15 protein-coding genes and 1 pseudogene are annotated in these 18,072 nt (G+C 35.5%); 11 read left to right on the top strand and 5 right to left on the bottom strand.

The genetic code is table 11. From position 1 onward, the window contains the following. The first annotated feature begins 11 nt into the window (after nt 1-11). The 4 genes from porM to BLW20_RS07035 all read left to right on the top strand — a co-directional run bounded on the left by porM (nt 12) and on the right by BLW20_RS07035 (nt 5,606). Nucleotides 12-1,580 (top strand): type IX secretion system motor protein PorM/GldM, encoded by a 1,569-nt coding sequence (gene porM / locus BLW20_RS07050; protein ID WP_091098138.1) that lies wholly within the window; start codon nt 12-14, stop codon nt 1,578-1,580. 11 nt (nt 1,581-1,591) lie between these two features. After that, complete coding sequence (gene porN / locus BLW20_RS07045; RefSeq protein WP_091098134.1) at nt 1,592-2,476, top strand: type IX secretion system ring subunit PorN/GldN; 885 nt, start codon at nt 1,592-1,594, stop codon at nt 2,474-2,476. Nucleotides 2,477-2,620: 144 nt separating this feature from the next. After that, entirely contained in the window at nt 2,621-3,682 is a 1,062-nt protein-coding gene (locus tag BLW20_RS07040) for an NAD(P)/FAD-dependent oxidoreductase (protein ID WP_091098130.1), read from the top strand. A gap of 4 nt (nt 3,683-3,686) precedes the next feature. Next, nucleotides 3,687-5,606 (top strand): ABC-F family ATP-binding cassette domain-containing protein, encoded by a 1,920-nt coding sequence (locus BLW20_RS07035; RefSeq protein WP_091098127.1) that lies wholly within the window; start codon nt 3,687-3,689, stop codon nt 5,604-5,606. Between the two features lie 47 nt (nt 5,607-5,653). On the opposite strand, the gene aspS is transcribed toward BLW20_RS07035, so the two are convergent. Then, nucleotides 5,654-7,408 carry an aspartate--tRNA ligase gene (aspS, locus tag BLW20_RS07030; protein WP_091098124.1) on the bottom strand — a complete coding sequence of 585 codons (1,755 nt, stop codon included), beginning with the start codon at nt 7,406-7,408 and terminating at the stop codon, nt 5,654-5,656. A 274-nt stretch (nt 7,409-7,682) separates the two neighbouring features. Between aspS and BLW20_RS07025 the strand changes: the two genes are divergently transcribed. Continuing rightward, entirely contained in the window at nt 7,683-8,987 is a 1,305-nt protein-coding gene (locus tag BLW20_RS07025; RefSeq protein WP_177165049.1) for a branched-chain amino acid transport system II carrier protein, read from the top strand. A gap of 19 nt (nt 8,988-9,006) precedes the next feature. Here the strand turns inward: BLW20_RS07025 and BLW20_RS07020 are convergent, their stop codons facing one another. After that, a complete protein-coding gene (locus BLW20_RS07020) occupies nt 9,007-9,381 on the bottom strand; it encodes a hypothetical protein (protein ID WP_091098117.1) in 375 nt (124 codons plus the stop codon). A 131-nt stretch (nt 9,382-9,512) separates the two neighbouring features. After that, nucleotides 9,513-10,661, bottom strand: a complete 1,149-nt coding sequence (locus tag BLW20_RS07015; protein ID WP_091098113.1) for an MFS transporter — start codon at nt 10,659-10,661, stop codon at nt 9,513-9,515. Between the two features lie 179 nt (nt 10,662-10,840). Between BLW20_RS07015 and BLW20_RS07010 the strand changes: the two genes are divergently transcribed. Continuing rightward, nucleotides 10,841-11,497, top strand: a complete 657-nt coding sequence (locus BLW20_RS07010) for a DUF6891 domain-containing protein (RefSeq protein WP_245725289.1) — start codon at nt 10,841-10,843, stop codon at nt 11,495-11,497. Nucleotides 11,498-11,600: 103 nt separating this feature from the next. Beyond that, the gene (locus tag BLW20_RS07005) at nt 11,601-12,173 is read left to right on the top strand and encodes a YceI family protein (protein WP_091098106.1); all 573 of its coding nucleotides are present in this window, start codon (nt 11,601-11,603) and stop codon (nt 12,171-12,173) included. A gap of 94 nt (nt 12,174-12,267) precedes the next feature. On the opposite strand, the gene lepA is transcribed toward BLW20_RS07005, so the two are convergent. Then, the gene (gene lepA, locus BLW20_RS07000) at nt 12,268-14,064 is read right to left on the bottom strand and encodes a translation elongation factor 4 (RefSeq protein ID WP_091098102.1); all 1,797 of its coding nucleotides are present in this window, start codon (nt 14,062-14,064) and stop codon (nt 12,268-12,270) included. Between the two features lie 232 nt (nt 14,065-14,296). On the opposite strand from lepA, the gene BLW20_RS06995 reads away from it, so the two are divergent. Next, nucleotides 14,297-15,004: a hypothetical protein gene (locus BLW20_RS06995; RefSeq protein ID WP_143037749.1), complete on the top strand. Its 708-nt coding sequence runs from the start codon at nt 14,297-14,299 to the stop codon at nt 15,002-15,004. Between the two features lie 32 nt (nt 15,005-15,036). On the opposite strand, the gene BLW20_RS06990 is transcribed toward BLW20_RS06995, so the two are convergent. Continuing rightward, complete coding sequence (locus BLW20_RS06990; RefSeq protein WP_091098096.1) at nt 15,037-15,915, bottom strand: pirin family protein; 879 nt, start codon at nt 15,913-15,915, stop codon at nt 15,037-15,039. A 264-nt stretch (nt 15,916-16,179) separates the two neighbouring features. Here BLW20_RS06990 and BLW20_RS06985 point away from each other — a divergent pair, with 264 nt between their 5' ends. The 3 genes and pseudogenes from BLW20_RS06985 to BLW20_RS14965 all read left to right on the top strand — a co-directional run. Next, entirely contained in the window at nt 16,180-16,689 is a 510-nt protein-coding gene (locus BLW20_RS06985) for a DinB family protein (protein WP_091098094.1), read from the top strand. Between the two features lie 56 nt (nt 16,690-16,745). Next, on the top strand, nt 16,746-17,744 hold the full coding sequence (gene dusB, locus BLW20_RS06980; RefSeq protein ID WP_091098092.1) for a tRNA dihydrouridine synthase DusB: 999 nt from the start codon (nt 16,746-16,748) through the stop codon (nt 17,742-17,744). Nucleotides 17,745-17,843: 99 nt separating this feature from the next. After that, a pseudogene (locus BLW20_RS14965) lies at nt 17,844-18,072 on the top strand (IS5/IS1182 family transposase); the annotation flags it as partial.

Raw genomic sequence — 18,072 nt, 5'->3', positions numbered from 1 at the left:
TCTAATTAGACATGGCAGGAGGAAAATTAAGTCCTAGACAAAAGATGATTAACCTGATGTATTTAGTGTTCATTGCAATGATGGCACTAAATATGTCAAAAGAAGTGTTAACCGCTTTTGGGTTAATGAACAAAAAGTTTGAGGCAGCTAATAAGGTAATGGCTGAAAGTACAAATCAAGTATTGTTTGATGGTTTGGCATTAAAAGCTGGAGATGAACCAGAAAAGTATGGTAAGGCATTTGATCGAGCAAAAGAAGTACAAAAACTTTCTAACGAATTTTATGCGTATTTAGAATCCTTAAAAGCTGATGCTACTAAAGGTTTTAAACTTGATCCAGAAACAGGAGATTGGCCTTTTGAACAAATGGACAAAGGGCAAGGGATTGATTATGGTTGGTTCGAAGGCGACGGGTTATCTGCAAAAGGAAAGGAAATTAAAGATCAATTTGCAAAATACCGTAGTGATTTCAAAGCTATCGTAGCTGACGATACTAAGTTTCAAATTTTACAGCAAAGTATAGATGATAAATTCAATACGGAAGATGTAAAAAATAAAGATAATAAAACCATTGAATATTTGGACTACCATTTTAAAGGGTATCCTGCTGTCTCTTCTTTAGCGTATTTATCGTCTTTACAAAACGATGTTCGTACACTAGAAAATGAAGCTTATAATTTGTTTTTAGGTAATTCATTAAAACAAGCAGCTTCAATGAGAAATTACCAAGCAATGGTAATTCCTGACAAAGCAGTGTATTATCAGGGAGAGCCTATTAACTATACAGTAGTTTTAGGACGTTACGATACTTCAACAGTTCCTAATAAGGTAGTTGTTAATGGAAATACCATTCCTCAATCGCAAATTGTAGGAGGTCAGGTACAAGGTACTTCAGTTGCTTCAGGTTTAGGAGAACACAAATTTACTGGTAAATACTATTTTACCGAAGATGGTGAGTCTTTTGAGGTAGATGTGAAAAACTCAAACTATGTAGTTGTAAGCCGCCCAAGTTCAGCTACTATTTCAGCTGATAAAATGAATGTGGTTTATGCAGGTTTAGATAACCCTATTTCAATTACTGTAGAAGGTATTACTTCTGATAAAGTAAGTGCTGTTTCAAGTAACGGAGCATTGAAGAAAGTGGGTAACGGCAAGTATATGCTTACTCCCACAGGGGGCAAAGAGGTTGTAATTACTGCAACAGGTACAATGCCTGACGGTAAAGCTATAACATCAAAACAAACATTCAGAGTAAAAACTATTCCACGACCACAGGCAACAATTCGTGGAACAGCAGAAGCAAAAGGTTCAGCAAACAATCTAAAGAATTCTGATATCGGTGCAATGATGGAAGATTTTGATTTTGATGTTAAACTTAGAGTTACTGAATATGTAATCTTTTTTCCGGGTATGGGATCAGAGCGTGTATCAGGAGGCGGAAAAATGCCTGCATCGGCTCAATCTAAAGTTGATAGACTAAAACCTGGAGATAAAGTGACTATAACAAGTATGAAAGTAAAAATTGACGGAGTTAATTTGCCTATTAAAGAAGCATCTGCTGCAACATTCACAATACTATAAATCGTTTTATTATGAAGAATTTTAAAAAATTATGTTTTGCGGTTATCGCACTAACAGTAAGTAATATTTCGATCGCACAGAATAATATACTAAATGCGATGTCTCCTGATGAGATTGGTGATGAATCAATTGAAAGAATCTACGCTAAAGCTGATGGGCCGATTCCGTATGAGTATGTTAATCCACGTGATGTGATTTTCGAAAAAATGGTATGGGAAGTGTTGCCTTTAGATCAAAAACAAAATTTGGTTTATTATTTTCCTTTAGAAGAAACTAATAATCGCAAACCATTTTTCAATATTTTGAAAGAGGCTATAATGGGTGGAAAAATAACTAAAGTTTATGATGATGAAGATTTTAAATACCCATTGAACGTTAGTAGATTGGAAGAAAAATTCTACCGTATAGATACATTGGCAGAGGGAATTGATCAATATATTTTAGAAGGAACGATTGATGAGCAATATATCGATAGAATTGAACTAAGACCTACGGATGTTAAAGAATACCGTATAAAAGGAATGTGGTATTTAGACCGTAATGCAGGCGAATTAAAATACCGTTTGTTGGCAATTGCTCCAATAGTTACGGATATTTATTCTAAAGGGAAGGATTTTGAACAGGCTGTGCCAATGTTCTGGATATTTTTCCCGGATGCAAGAGAAACTTTATATAATGCTGATGCATATAACGAGAAAAACCCTGCAATGTCAACTAATTACGATTACTTATTAAATGCACGTAGATTTGCTGCTACAATTTATAAGGCAGATAACATTTACGGTGATAGAGAGATAAGCGATTATGTTCGCGAAAATGCAATGATGCAGCTTTTAGAAGCAGAACGCATTAAAGAATCAATCCGTAATTTGGAAGATGATTTATGGAATTACTAATTTTGTAATTTAATTTATAAAACTCTTATCAATTAGATAAGAGTTTTTTTTTACTATGAAATCGCTGTAATAAATTGTTTGTTGAAAACAAACACCAATAAGGATAAAGCGATTCCATATGTCCGATCAAAAAAATAGCTACATATGAAAGTTGATTATATAATTGTTGGTGCAGGTCTGGCAGGCTTAAGTATGGCACATTTGTGTCGCAGGTATTGTAAAACCTTTGTCCTTTTAGATGATGATAAAAGAACATCGTCAAAAGTAGCAGGCGGTATGTTTAATCCGGTGGTTTTAAAACGGTTTACATCTATTTGGGAATCGCAGGCACAATTAGACTTTGCAGAGGTATTTTATCCGGAAACAGAACGTTTGGTAAATGAAACATTCTACCACAGATTGCCGATTTACCGAAAATTTGCAAGTATTGAAGAACAAAATAATTGGTTTTTAGCGTGCGATCATCCTTTAACGACTGCTTATTTAAATCCGCAACTTAAAACAGAAAAAATTCCACATATAAAAAGCGAATATTTTTTTGGCGAAGTTTATAATACCGGCTATTTAGATGTTAAGAAATTTGTTCAATCATATCAGAATTATTTGTTTCAAAATCATTTATTGATTAAGGAGCATTTTGATTTTAATGTGTTGCATATTGAAAAAGAACAAGTACTTTACAATCACATTCGGGCAAAGCAGATTGTATTTGCCGAAGGATTCTCTATGCAGAACAATCCGTTTTTTAATTACTTGCCATTAGATGGAACCAAAGGAGAATTGTTGTATGTGAAAATTCCCGATCTAAAATTAAAATCTATTGTAAAGGCAACCGTGTTTATCATTCCTGTGGGCAACGATATTTATAAAGTAGGAGCAACGTATAATTGGCAGGATAAAACCGATGATCGTACAACCGAGGCAAGGTCAGAATTAATTGCCGGTTTAGAAGCACTGATTGATTGTGATTACGAAATAATAGATCACGTGGCAGGTGTACGTCCCACAGTAAAAGACCGTCGTCCGTTAGTTGGATCTCACTACAAACATCAAAATGTTTACATATTAAATGGTTTGGGAACGCGCGGCGTGCTTTTAGGACCTTATCTTGCTGATAAATTGATTCAGAATATCGAAAATAACGTACCTTTGGACGCTAATATCAATGTGGCGAGATATTATAAAAAACTGCAATTAATAAAATAGCATTATGCTTAATATACACGATTTATCCGTATCGTTTAACGGAGATTATTTATTTGAAAAAGTAACGTTTCGGCTGGGAGCCGGTGACCGTGTGGGATTGGTTGGGAAAAACGGAGCAGGTAAATCTACCATGCTTAAAATTTTGTCCGGCGAAACAGAGGCGGACTCCGGAACCATTGCATTTGATAAAGAAATTAAGATTGGTTTCCTAAAACAAGATATTGATTTTGTGAAGGGAAGAACCATTTTGCAAGAAGCGTATCAGGCATTTGGTGAAATTCTAAATGTAGAAAAGCAGCTGGAGAAAACCAATGAAGAATTAGTTACCCGGACCGATTACGAATCAGAATCTTATCACGATTTAATTGATAAAGTAAGTGATTTGACACATCTTTTTGATATTTTAGGAGGTTATCAATACCAGGGAAATACCGAAAAAATATTAATGGGATTGGGTTTTAAACGCAATGATTTTGACAAGCAAACAGATACCTTTTCGGGCGGTTGGCGTATGCGTATAGAACTGGCAAAGCTTTTGTTGCAAAACAATGATATTCTGCTTTTAGACGAGCCCACCAACCACTTGGATATTGAATCCATTATCTGGTTAGAGAATTTCTTAAAATCGTTTGGTGGAGCTGTGGTTTTGGTATCTCACGATAAAATGTTTTTAGATAATGTAACCAATCGAACCATAGAAATTTCATTAGGTAAAATCTATGATTTTAATAAACCGTATTCACAATATCTGGTTCTGCGCGAAGAAATGCGGGAAATGCAATTGGCAGCCCAAAAAAATCAGGCAAAAAAGATTGAAGAAACAGAAAAGCTGATTGAAAAATTTCGTTACAAAGCCACCAAGGCTTCCATGGCTCAATCGTTAATTAAAAAATTAGACAAAGTAGAGCGTATCGAAGTTGATGAAGATGATAATTCGGTAATGAATATCTCATTTCCTGTTTCAATCACTCCCGGAAAAGTGGTCTTAGAGATGGAACACGTTACTAAAGCTTACGGCGATAAAACCATATTTAAAGATATTAATCTGTTAATTGAACGTGGCAGTAAAATTGCGTTTGTTGGGCAAAATGGTCAGGGAAAATCAACATTGATTAAAGCCATTATGAACGAGTTTGATTTTTCGGGAACAATAAAAATTGGACACAACGTACAGTTGGGGTATTTTGCCCAAAATCAGGCAGAATATTTAGATGGCGAAAAAACGTTGTTAGATACCATGTTAGATGCAGCAACAGATGCGAATCGACCAAAAGTACGCGATATGCTTGGAGCGTTTCTTTTCCGAGGTGACGATGTAGAAAAAAAGGTAAAAGTTCTTTCAGGTGGTGAACGCAACCGTTTGGCGCTGGCAATGTTGCTTTTAAAACCTATTAACGTTTTATTGATGGATGAGCCTACGAACCACTTGGATATCAAATCAAAAAACGTTTTAAAAGCCGCTTTGAAGAATTATGAAGGAACATTGCTTTTAGTTTCGCATGACCGTGATTTTTTACAGGGAATGACCGATAAAGTGTACGAATTTAAAGATCAAAGCATCAAAGAATATCTTGGCGATATCAATTACTTTTTAGAAGAGCGAAAAGCAAATGATATGCGAGATTTTGAGCAGAAGAAAGAACCCGGAAAACCAAAAGAGAAAGAAGTTGAAAAAAAACAAAAAAACTATTCTTATGAAGATCAAAAGCGCCTGAAAACGCTGAATAATAAATTAAGCAAAGCAGAAAGCACCATTACAGAACTGGAAAAGAAAATTACAAAAGCCGATGCGGAATTAGCTGAAAATTACGAAAAATTAATGAACGATTCTAAATGGTTTACTGCGTACGAAAAATTGAAAACCGATCTGGAAAAAACAATGGAAGAATGGGAACAAACCCAGGAAGAAATTGATAAAATGTAAAAGTTTATGATACAAAAAACTCCGGTTATTACCGGAGTTTTTTTGTTTTATGATTTCACATTCAATAAAATGGACAATTCGTCTAATTGTGCGTTGTCAATGGTCGCAGGAGCATCAATCATTACATCCCGGCCTGAATTGTTTTTAGGGAAAGCAATGAAATCGCGAATGGTTTCCTGACCTCCTAAAATCGCTGTCAATCGGTCTAAACCAAAGGCTAACCCTCCGTGTGGTGGTGCACCATATTCAAAAGCGTTCATTAAGAAACCAAATTGCTCTTGTGCTTGCTCTGGCGTGAATCCTAAATGTTTAAACATTAATGCCTGTGTTTCTTTATCGTGGATACGGATTGATCCACCACCAATTTCGTTACCGTTTAATACCAAATCATACGCATTGGCACGTACTTTTCCCGGATCAGTGTCTAATAAGTGCATATCTTCTGGTTTTGGAGAGGTAAACGGGTGGTGCATGGCGTGGAAACGTTCTGATTCTTCGTCCCATTCCAATAGCGGGAAATCAACAACCCATAAAGGTGCAAATTCATTTGGTTTGCGCAAGCCCATGCGGTTACCTAATTCCATACGCAATGCCGATAACTGTGCACGGGTTTTATTTGCCGGTCCTGATAATACTAAAATTAAATCACCTTCATTAGCTCCGGTAATTTCAGCCCATTTTGCCAAATCTTCCTGATCGTAAAATTTGTCGACGGATGATTTGTATTGATTGTTTGCTTCACATTTCACATAAACCATTCCCGAAGCTCCCACTTGTGGACGTTTCACCCAATCAATCAAAGCATCGATTTCTTTACGGGTATATGTTGCAGCACCCGGAACGGCTATACCTACTACTAATTCCGCATTGTTGAATACGGCAAATTCTTTGTGTTGAGCTACGGCGTTTAATTCGCCGAATTTCATTCCAAAACGAATATCCGGCTTGTCGTTTCCGTAAGTACGCATCGCATCATCAAAAGTCATACGGGGAAATTTTTCAATTTCGATGTTGTGAATTTTTTGTAATAGATGACGGGTTAATCCTTCAAAAACGTTTAAAATATCTTCTTGCTCAATGAACGACATTTCGCAGTCGATTTGTGTAAATTCGGGTTGTCTGTCGGCACGTAAATCTTCATCACGGAAACATTTCACAATCTGGAAATATTTATCCATACCTCCTACCATCAATAATTGCTTGAATGTTTGTGGCGATTGCGGCAAGGCATAAAATTGCCCGGGATTCATACGAGACGGCACCACGAAATCACGTGCTCCTTCTGGAGTAGATTTAATTAAATAAGGTGTCTCTACTTCACAAAAATCTAAGTTTGACAAGTAATTGCGGACTTCTTGTGTTACTTTATGACGGAATAATAAACTGTTTTTAACCGGATTGCGACGAATATCCAGATAACGATATTTCATACGGATATCTTCACCGCCATCGGTTTCGTCTTCAATGGTAAACGGAGGTAATTGCGATTCGTTTAAAATGGTTAATTCTTTTACCAATACTTCAATTGCACCTGTAGGAATTTTATCGTTTTTAGCTTCGCGTTCAATCACCGTCCCCTTAACCTGAACCACAAATTCACGACCTAACGATTTTGCCACATCCATAACCGATGTTTCGGTACGGGATTCGTCAAATATTAATTGGGTAATTCCGTAACGGTCACGTAAATCAACCCAAATCATAAAACCTTTATCGCGCGATTTTTGAACCCAACCCGCAAGAGTAACTTCTTTATTTACATCGGCAATGCGTAATTCGCCGCAATTATGACTTCTGTACATTTTTCCAAAAAATAATTTGTGCAAAGTTAAATGTTTATGGTAATAAAAGAGCTAATATTCTTACCTTATTATGCTAATTTGTTTGGAAAAAGTGAAAATGAATGATTATTTATTTCAAAAACCGGTAGTTTATGATCAAGAATAAAAAAATGAAAGAAAAGCAAAGAATAAGCATTTTATGAAAAAAAATAATTTTATTACACAAAAGTAAATGTTTTGTTAAAAAAAATGTTTATGTTTGAAGTAAACCAACATAATTTAAAAATTAATGGATGTGAGAAAACGTAAAACCATTCTTTTCTTAGGAATGGCGTTATTTGCTATGTTCTTTGGTGCCGGTAATTTATTACTGCCAGCTTATTTGGGATATCAAACTAAAATTGATTGGACTTCTACCTTTACAGGTTTTTCGTTAACAGCCATTTTAGCTCCTGTATTGGCTATTTTTGCTGTGGCTGTTTCAGGTAATTATTTCACTGATTTAGGTGCACGTGCAAATCTTAAATTTGCCTATTTACTGGCATTTGTAAACGTTTTGTGTATTGGGCCGTTAATTGCATTGCCTCGCTCGGGAGCTTCGGTTTTTGAGGTGGCAATACAACCCATTTTACCCGATGCTCAACCGGTTTGGGTTTGTGTATTGTTCTTTGGGGCAGTTATGACGGCATCATTCTCATTAAACTGGATTACCGGAATTTTAGGTAAAATTTTTGGTCCGATATTGTTGATGTTTTTGGCGATATTAATTATTCCCGGATTATTTATAGGTGCAACGGTTGATTTGCCTCCAACAATAATTGAAGACCGTTTTTATGTAGGTTTTCACGAAGGATACCAAACAATGGATGTTTTGGCAGGACTTATTTTTGCTGTTTTATTAATTTCTGGTGCCAATAGAAAAGGATACACACATATAAACGATAAAATAGAGGTAGTGGTTAAAGCGGCTATTTTTTCGGCGGTTTGTATGCTTCTGGTTTATGGCGGTTTGTTTTATTTGGGTGCACACGTATCGGCTGATCCAACTGAAATTACACGATCGTCATTATTAGTACATATTGCAACACAATACTCTGGCGTAAACGGGATTTATCTTATTTCTATTTTAATGATTTTAGCGTGTTTAACTACAGCAATTGCGTTAACAGCAGGCGCGGCAAATTTCTTTGAGCGATTAACAAATGGTAAATTAGGATATATTGAAGGCGTAATAACAGTTACACTTATATCAACATTATTAGCAATTGTTGGTGTTGACGGAATTATTGAATATGCCGCGGCATTATTGAATTTTATTTATCCGGTAACTTTGGTACTCATATTATCGGTTTTGTTATTTGGAAAAACAATTCAAAATCAAAAGCCTTATTTTATTACGTTAATCGTAACTATGTTGATTTCGTTTATCAGAGTATTGGTAAACTGGTTTCCTAATGAAGAGGTCTTTAGTGCCATTTTAAACGTTTTACCATTGGCACGATTTAATTTAGAATGGGTTCTGCCTGCGATTCTCACTTTTGTAATAACATGTTTTGCTTTGGGAAGAAATTTGAATTTAAAACGAAACCAACCTTTTTAGGTTGGTTTTTACTTATTACTTATCTGTCGGCATCAGCCGTCCAAGTGGCACCGTCTTTTAGATAAAGAATTTCAAGCTTGTCAGCATTGATTCTAATGTAATGAGTTTCAGTAGATCCAATCATTACTGCGGTGTTTTCATGTTTTTCAATTTCAATTCCGGTGATATCCGGAATACTGTCTGAAAATAAAAAATTGTATTTATCTCCAACTTTTATAACCTGTACGTGTCCGTTATCGTTTGATTTGCTTTCATCGGTAGAGGTGTAAGTGACTTTTCCGTTATATCTTCCAATGAAGAAATCACTGTCAGCGGGATCGTTATCATCACTACACGAGGTGAAAACAAAAATTGATAAACATAAAATCCCAAAAATTTTTAAAATACTTTTCATAGCTTTTAATATTTAAAATTATATGTTTTATAAGACAAGCATTGTGCCAATTGCATAATGTTGTGAAAAGTGGTGTTTAAGATGTTAAAAAAATAAATTATGGTTATTTTTTCTACATAAAATGTAGAAAATTACTTTTTAAGGTATCGTTTTAAGTAGATAAAAGCCAGTAACGCACCCGTAGTTGTCATGCCCACACCAATTAAAACAGGAGAATTATAAGCATAGCCCAGCGTAATAGGGATTCCACCAAAATAAGCTCCTAATGTATTTCCAATGTTAAAGCTGGCTTGCCCTGCTGCTGCTGCGATATTTTCTGAGCCTTTTGCCGAATTAATCAAAATCATTTGTAAAGGAGAACCAATCGTAAAAGCAACCATTCCTGTTATAAAAGCCATTAAGTAAGCCAATGAGCTGATGTGTGCAGTAAAGAAAACAAGAGTAAGGGTAAGTGCCATGGTCATGAAACAAAAAATGACCGCTTTAGTAGGAGAGAAGGTGTCTGCAAGTTTACCTCCTAAAATATTTCCAAAAAACATTCCTAAACCAACTAAAACCATGATAATTGGTACACGGTCTTCGGCTAAACTTCCTACTTTTGTGACCATTGGTGAGATATAAGTGATCCATGAAAACAATCCTCCGGTACCTATGGAAATGATAGAAACAATAAGCCACGCTTTTGCTTGTTTAAAATAAGACAATTGTTGTTTTAAGTCGCCGGTTGCTTTAGAATTTAAATTTGGAAGCCAGAAGTAAACCGCGGCAATGGTAACCAAACCCAATAAGGCAATGATGCCATAAGTGATTCGCCAGGAATAATGATGTCCAATATAAGTTCCCAAAGGAACGCCTGCCAAGTTAGCAATCGTCATTCCTGTAAACATAAAGGCAATTGCCTGTGCCTCTTTTCCCTTTTGTGCTAATTGGGCCGCTACAACAGATCCCACACCAAAAAATGCACCATGGGGTAGTCCTGACATGAACCGGCTTATTGCTAAGGTGTTGTATTCAGGTGCCAAAGCAAATAATCCGTTAAAAACAACAAACAATAACATTAAGAAAAGCAATACGCTTTTTGGAGCTTTTCTGCCTGTAAAAACGGTTAAGACAGGAGCGCCAACTACCACGCCTAAGGCATATAAGGCGATAAAATTTGCAGCTTGGGTAATCTCGATATGTTGATCTTTGGCAATATCCTGCAAAATTCCCATCATGGTAAATTCGGTCATGCCAATAGCCAAGCCACCAAAAGCCAGGGCAATTAATCCTTTGTTCATTGTTGAATGATTAGAATTTGCAAAGGTAATACTTCTTTGTAGAATGATCTTTAAGCGAGTGGTGTTTTACAGATGAAAAAAAATGTAAAAATTTTATTGCGAGTATTTGATATTTAAATGGAATTAATATATTCGTATTGTAAAATTTAAAACAGTTAAAGGCTTAAAAGCAAATTTGTATGAAACAAGGTATGTCTGAAGATCAACAGTTTATTTTTGATTCTATTTACACACAAGTTCATTCAGGATTTTATAGTTTAGAAGAGATTCAGAACAATATCATCGAAGAAATCGAAGATAATGGTTTTGAAGACGAAATTTCTGAAGAATGGGCACAGGAGCAGATTAATTATGTAAATAATCGTCTTTTAGAAGAAAGCAAATCTTGGGAATCTGTAACACACACGCAGCGTTTAATTGAAGCCTTTGACGAATTAGCTGAATCTAAGATTATTGCGCTTCACTATCCGGGATATACCACAGACGAGGGTGAATACGAGGCTACTGAAGTGGAACGTGCCTTGATTGACAATGACGAAAAATCAGAAGGGTATTGTTTTTATCACGGACAGGATTTAGAGCGTGCCGTTCGGGGTGAAGGGCTGTATATCAGTTTCCAGAAAATCAATAACGAGAGTGATGTTGTTAGTAAAGAAGTCGCTAAAAAGATTATTGCGGTTTTAGAAAAACACGGATTAAAAGTTGAATGGAACGGCAAAGCCACATCTCGTATTTTTATTCCCGACTTTAAATGGCAGAAAATATATAATGAAGACGATCGCGATTTGCTGAATTATAATTATGTAATCGATGCAATTTTAGATAATCATGAATAAAAACAGTTTTTACACTGTTTTTTTTATTTTCTTAATGTAGGTTAATATGCAAGAAAAATGCTTTCTTTAATTTTGTTTCAGTTAAATATTAAATGAAAACATCATGAAAAAAATAGCCTTATTATTTATTGCAACTATGTTTTCTGTTGCTTCGTTCGCTCAAACAAAATACAATGTAGATTCATACCACTCGTTTCTAAACTTTTCAGTTGGTCATTTAGGGATTTCGTTTGTAGATGGTAGGATGGATAAGTACACCGGTTCATTAGAACTAACTAATGAAGATATTACGTCTGCGAAATTTAATTTTACAATTGATGCAAATTCGGTAAATACAGGTGTCCAAATGCGAGATGATCATTTACGCTCGGCAGATTTTTTTGACACAGCAAAATATAACGATATTAAATTTGTTTCTACTTCCATAAAAAAAGACGGCAAAAACTATAAATTAAGTGGAAACTTAACCATTAAAGACGTTACAAAACCTGTAACTTTTGATTTGGTTTATGGTGGCTTACTAAAAGACGACGGGCAAGGAAACCAAAAAGTAGGTTTTCAGGCAACCACAACCATTGACAGAACGGCTTTTAATATCAATTATGACCCAACAGGAATGGGGGTTGCTAAAGATGTAAAATTCATTGTTAATTTAGAATTCACGAAAGCTAAATAATTTTTTCATATAAATAAACAACAAACAACCAAAAAACGCATCAATAAATTGATGCGTTTTTTATTATTCTAAAAGCTATTGGCTAATAACTAAATTAATCATTTAATTTTAAAACAGCCATAAATGCCGATTGCGGAATTTCAACATTCCCCACTTGGCGCATACGTTTTTTACCGGCTTTTTGTTTCTCTAACAATTTACGTTTACGCGAAATATCACCACCGTAACATTTGGCGGTAACGTCTTTACGCAATGCTTTAATGGTTTCACGTGCAATAATTTTAGCTCCGATTGCCGCCTGAATAGGAATGTCAAACTGTTGACGTGGTATTAATTCTCTTAGCTTTTCGCACATTTTTTTACCTATATGGTAGGCATTGTCTTCGTGAATCAAGGCTGATAATGCATCAACATTTTGTCCGTTTAACAACACATCTAAGCGCACTAATTTTGACTGACGCAATCCAATAGGGTGGTAGTCAAACGAAGCATATCCTTTAGAAACCGTTTTTAATCGGTCGTAAAAATCAAATACAATTTCAGCTAACGGCATATCGAAATTTAATTCCACCCGGCTTTCAGTCAAATACGTTTGGTTTGTGATTTGCCCACGTTTTTCGATACACAAACTCATTACTTGTCCCACAAAATCAGACTTGGTAATAATTGTTGCTTTGATAAAAGGTTCTTCTACACGGTCTAATTTTGATGGCTCCGGTAAATCGGAAGGATTGTTTACAATTAACGGTGTATCAGGATCTTTTTTGGTATATGCCAAGTACGATACGTTTGGAACTGTTGTAATAACGGTCATGTTAAACTCACGTTCCAGACGTTCCTGAATAATTTCCATGTGCAACATTCCTAAAAATCCACAACGGAAACCAAATCCTAATGCTGCTGAACTTTCTGCCTGAAAAACCAATGAGGCATCGTTTAATTGCAATTTTTCCATCGAAGCACGTAAATCTTCGTAATCTTCAGTATCTACAGGATAAATACCAGCAAAGACCATTGGTTTTACGTCTTCAAATCCCGAAATCATATTTTTTGTCGGAGTTGAAGCATCGGTAATGGTGTCGCCTACTTTTACTTCTTTTGCTTCTTTAATTCCTGAAATCAGATAACCTACATCACCGGCTGAAATCTTTTGTTTAGGAACCTGGTTTAATTTCAATGTCCCAATTTCATCGGCATAATATTCATTGCCGGTTGCCATGAATTTAATCTTCTGATTCTTTTTGATTTCTCCGTTCAACACACGGAAAATAACTTCGATGCCACGAAACGGATTGTAAACAGAATCAAAAATCAATGCTTGTAAGGGTTCTTCCGGATTTCCTTTCGGAGCAGGAACCCGTTCGATAATTGCCGATAAGATATTTTCAACACCAAAACCGGTTTTTCCTGATGCGTGGATAATGTCTTCTAACTTACAACCTAACAAATCTACAATATCGTCGCTTACTTCTTCAGGATTTGCCGATGGTAAATCTACTTTATTCAACACCGGAATAATTTCCAAATCGTTTTCCAATGCAAGATAAAGGTTAGAAATGGTTTGTGCCTGAATGCTTTGTGCCGCATCAACAATTAACAACGCACCTTCACAGGCAGCGATAGAACGAGAAACTTCGTATGAGAAATCTACGTGCCCGGGTGTATCAATAAGGTTTAAAATATAGGTTTCGCCTTTATAGTTGTATTCCATTTGTATGGCGTGCGATTTAATCGTGATGCCACGTTCGCGCTCCAGATCCATATTATCTAACAACTGTGCCTGTGCCTCGCGTGCCGTAACGGTTTGTGTGGCATCTAACAAGCGATCTGCCAGGGTACTTTTGCCATGGTCGATATGGGCGATAATACAAAAATTTCTAATATTCTTCATCCTTCTAAAATGTCTAAAAAAATAATTGATTCGGGCTTTTTCTCTTAAAGTTGTCTACTCATTTTTTATAAAAAATCTTTTATAAATCTTTCCAATAAATCCAAAAGCCATAATGTGCAAATATAGTTTATTTTTTCGGTAGATTTTTTATTGTCCTTTTATTTAATAACACAATTAATTTAAAAAAAAGTCGTATATTTATTATATTAACAATCAAACAAATAACAATATTATGAATTTAAAAACACCTCTCTTTCTATTATTCCTGTTATCAATGGTTGAAAACGGAAACGCTCAGTCGCCAGTTAGTGGTTATGGTTTTGCAGAGAACAATAATTCATTTCAAGAAGCTTCAGGTATGTCTGCAACATTAGTAAATATAACTACTCGCGAAAAAATAAAAACAAAGGGTTCTGAATATGTAGATGAATCTTTTAGAGAAGCAACTGTAAATGGTGGTTCTCAATATTTCGATTTAAGGTACAACAATTATACAGGCTTTTTTGAATATAAAAAATCTGTAACAGAAACTGTTAGTTTATCAAAAGAAAGTAATACAGCATTTAGTTTTAAAGATGGAAGAACATATCTACTGAAAAAATATAACCTACATAAAACTGAAAAAGAAGAATATTTACTTGTTGTTGGTACGAAAGATGCGAAAACTACAATTTATAAATTAGAAAGAATTGAATTTATTCCTTATAAGGAAGCTTATAACAGTTATCAGCAGGAAAAATTGCCAGAATATAAATTGAAAAAGCCTTTATATTTTATTGAATTCGAAGACACTATTACACCAATAGAAAAAAGTAAGGATTTAGAAAAGGTGTTTCCAAATCATTCTAAAGAACTTAAAAAATTTATTAGTCAGAAAAACATTGACTTTAAGTCTGATGAAATTATTTTGATTCAAAGCTTTTTAAATTCATTACTTTAAAGACAAAAAGCTGTTTCATTTGAAACAGCTTTTTAATACTTACTTCCCGGCAAAGGAACAAACTCGGTTTCTCCGGGAACTTTGGGAAATTCTTGAGCCGCCCATTTTTGTTTGGCTTCTTCTATTGTTTCTCTTGACGACGATACAAAATTCCAGTAAATAAACCGTTCTTCGGGAAAAGGTTCTCCACCAAACAAATATACCGTTGTTCCCTCGGTAATTTCAAATTCGCATAAATGGGCATCTTTAGTAATTAAAATTTGTTTCGCACCAAATTCATTATTTTGGTGTTTAATGCTTCCTTCCAAAATATACAAACCGCTTTCGCCGTACAACCGGTTTTTTAAGTTTACGGTTTGTGTTTTGTTTGCCTTAATTTCAATCATATACAATTTACTGTAAACAGGCACGTCCGATTTTTTGTCTTCAAACTCACCGGCTATGAGCTTCATACCCAGGTTATCTTCTTTCCAGACAGGTAAATCGTTTGCATCGATATGAACAAAATTAGGATCCATAACTTCCAGATTTTTTGGCAAGGCGATCCAGATTTGTAAACCATGCAGACTTTTATCAACAGTTCTCAAATAATCAGGTGTACGTTCAGAATGTACCACGCCTTTTCCGGCAGTCATCCAGTTTACCGCTCCGGGTTCAATAACAATATCGTTCCCTAAACTATCTTTATGCTTTATGGCTCCGTCAAATAAAAAGGTTAATGTGGATAGGCCAATGTGCGGATGCGGTGCCACATCAAGGTTTTCGCCACTTCCTAATTCTACAGGTCCCATGTGGTCGATAAACACAAATGGACCAATGTTGCGCTTTTGTCTGAAAGGCAATAACCGGCCTACTAAAAAATTACCTATATCGGCTGCTTTTTCTTCAAAAATAAAATCTATATTCGACATATCGTTTATTAATTTGTTTTTCTAAAGATATAAAAAAACTCGTTGTGCATTTAAGAAACGAAAAATATCAACTAACGTCACTTCGAGTGAGATTTCTGTAATGAAGTGGAAGAAATTTTGTATCGAGAAGTCTTTTTATTTAGTTCCCGATACAAAATCTTTCAGATTTTTACTCGAACTGACGAATTTTTGTCCAAATGCACAACAGGTATAAAAAACAAAAATAGTAGCGGTTAATCTATATTAAGTTTAAAATCATCAATTATGACTGAATTTGAAAAATACATACAAGAATACCTGAATTTGATTCCTTTTGAAAACTGGCTGGAAGAACTAAAAATAGTTTCTAATCAAACATTAGAAATCTATCAATCGTTGACCGAAGAACAAGGTAATTTTGCGTATGCCGATGGAAAATGGTCGTTAAAAACCTTGCTGGAACATTTAACCGATACCGAAAAAATATTTCATTACAGAGCGTTGCGATTTGCCCGGAAAGACACGACGGGACTTGCAGGATTTGATGAAAATCAGTATGCGGAAAACGGCACGGCAAATCAACAAAGGCTAAATGATCTTATTGAGGAGTTTCATTTAAACCGGTTACTGTCGCTTGTTTTTTTTAGTAAACTTACCCCTGAACAATTAACCCAAAAAGGCAAGGCAAACGGCAATGAAGTATCGGTAGAAACCATCGGGAAACTTATAGTGGGGCATAACATCCATCATTTAAATATTATTAAAGAACGCTATTTGCCCAAATTGAAATCTTAAAAACCAGATTTCTCACTTTAAAAATAATAGATTAATTTTGCAGAAAATTTCATTGAATGATTAAGATAGGAAAAATAGAATTACCCAAACACCCGCTGTTGCTGGCACCAATGGAAGACGTGAGCGATCCGCCTTTTCGCCGTTTGTGTAAAATGCACGGTGCAGATATGATGTATTCTGAATTTATTTCATCAGAAGGGTTGATTCGCGATGCCATGAAAAGCAAAATGAAATTGGATATTTTTGATTACGAACGTCCGGTGGGTATTCAGATTTTTGGCGGTGATGAAGAAGCAATGCAACTCTCGGCAAAAATTGTAGAAACCGTACAGCCCGATCTGGTGGATATTAATTTTGGCTGTCCCGTAAAAAAAGTAGTTTGTAAAGGAGCCGGAGCGGGAGTTTTAAAAGATGTTGATTTAATGGTTCGTTTAACCAAAGCAGTAATCAGCGGTACCAATTTGCCGGTTACTGTTAAAACGCGTTTGGGTTGGGATGATGAATCGATTAATATTGATGAAGTGGCAGAACGTTTACAGGATGTTGGCGTACAGGCTTTAACAATTCACGCAAGAACACGTGCCCAGATGTACAAAGGGCACAGTGATTGGACACATATTGAACGGATTAAGAATAATCCTCGCATTCAGATTCCGATTTTTGGAAACGGAGATATTGATTCTCCACAAAAAGCAAAAGAATACAAAGAACGTTTTGGGTTGGACGGAATGATGATCGGGCGGGCGGCAATTGGTTACCCTTGGATTTTTAACGAGATTAAGCATTACCTGAATACAGGCGAGATCTTAGCTCCACCTATGATGAAAGACCGGTTAGAAGCAGCTAAAAACCACCTGATCTGGTCTATGGAATGGAAAGGCGAACGATTGGGAATTGTAGAAATGCGTCGTCATTATACCAATTATTTCAAAGGCATTCACGGTTTTAAAGCACACCGTCAACGGTTGGTAACAGAAGATGACCCAAACCAGTTATTAAAAATTTTCGATGAAATAGAAGATTTTTACAAGGATTATGTGATAGAATCGGTATAGAAAAAGAGGCTGTCTAAAAAGTCACAAAACGCAAAAATCCCGAAAATTTTCGGGATTTTTTTTGTGTTTATACACTCAAAATATGTATCTTGAGCTCGTATGATAAACAAGTCAAAAATACGCTTTAAGTCGCTACCAGCCAATAGTCCAAGTCTTTTTTCTGAAGATATTTTTAATAAAATTCCTCAAAACCATCCCGTTCGATTGGTTAACGAAGTAGTCAACCAATTAAATATGGATGCTTTAATTGAGCAATACAAAGGCGGAGGCACCAGTAGTTACCACCCACGAATGTTGGTTAAAGTGTTGTTTTACGCCTATTTAAGCA

The sequence above is a fragment of the Paenimyroides marinum genome (assembly GCF_900108395.1).
GTDB classification, from domain to species: domain Bacteria; phylum Bacteroidota; class Bacteroidia; order Flavobacteriales; family Flavobacteriaceae; genus Flavobacterium; species Flavobacterium marinum.
Note: the sequence above shows the minus strand (reverse complement) of the source record. Positions and strands in the feature narration are given on the sequence as shown.

What these genes read in the sequence shown, in the direction of transcription:
- BLW20_RS07040 (WP_091098130.1), top strand. Translation starts at nt 2,621, where the DNA reads ATGAAAGTTGATTATATAATTGTTGGTGCAGGTCTGGCAGGCTTAAGT.
- porM (WP_091098138.1), top strand. Translation starts at nt 12, where the DNA reads ATGGCAGGAGGAAAATTAAGTCCTAGACAAAAGATGATTAACCTGATG.
- BLW20_RS07035 (WP_091098127.1), top strand. Translation starts at nt 3,687, where the DNA reads ATGCTTAATATACACGATTTATCCGTATCGTTTAACGGAGATTATTTA.
- lepA (WP_091098102.1), bottom strand. Translation starts at nt 14,064, where the DNA reads ATGAAGAATATTAGAAATTTTTGTATTATCGCCCATATCGACCATGGC.
- BLW20_RS07010 (WP_245725289.1), top strand. Translation starts at nt 10,841, where the DNA reads ATGAAACAAGGTATGTCTGAAGATCAACAGTTTATTTTTGATTCTATT.
- BLW20_RS06985 (WP_091098094.1), top strand. Translation starts at nt 16,180, where the DNA reads ATGACTGAATTTGAAAAATACATACAAGAATACCTGAATTTGATTCCT.
- BLW20_RS06990 (WP_091098096.1), bottom strand. Translation starts at nt 15,915, where the DNA reads ATGTCGAATATAGATTTTATTTTTGAAGAAAAAGCAGCCGATATAGGT.
- BLW20_RS07020 (WP_091098117.1), bottom strand. Translation starts at nt 9,381, where the DNA reads ATGAAAAGTATTTTAAAAATTTTTGGGATTTTATGTTTATCAATTTTT.
- porN (WP_091098134.1), top strand. Translation starts at nt 1,592, where the DNA reads ATGAAGAATTTTAAAAAATTATGTTTTGCGGTTATCGCACTAACAGTA.
- BLW20_RS06995 (WP_143037749.1), top strand. Translation starts at nt 14,297, where the DNA reads ATGAATTTAAAAACACCTCTCTTTCTATTATTCCTGTTATCAATGGTT.
- aspS (WP_091098124.1), bottom strand. Translation starts at nt 7,408, where the DNA reads ATGTACAGAAGTCATAATTGCGGCGAATTACGCATTGCCGATGTAAAT.
- dusB (WP_091098092.1), top strand. Translation starts at nt 16,746, where the DNA reads ATGATTAAGATAGGAAAAATAGAATTACCCAAACACCCGCTGTTGCTG.
- BLW20_RS07005 (WP_091098106.1), top strand. Translation starts at nt 11,601, where the DNA reads ATGAAAAAAATAGCCTTATTATTTATTGCAACTATGTTTTCTGTTGCT.
- BLW20_RS07015 (WP_091098113.1), bottom strand. Translation starts at nt 10,661, where the DNA reads ATGAACAAAGGATTAATTGCCCTGGCTTTTGGTGGCTTGGCTATTGGC.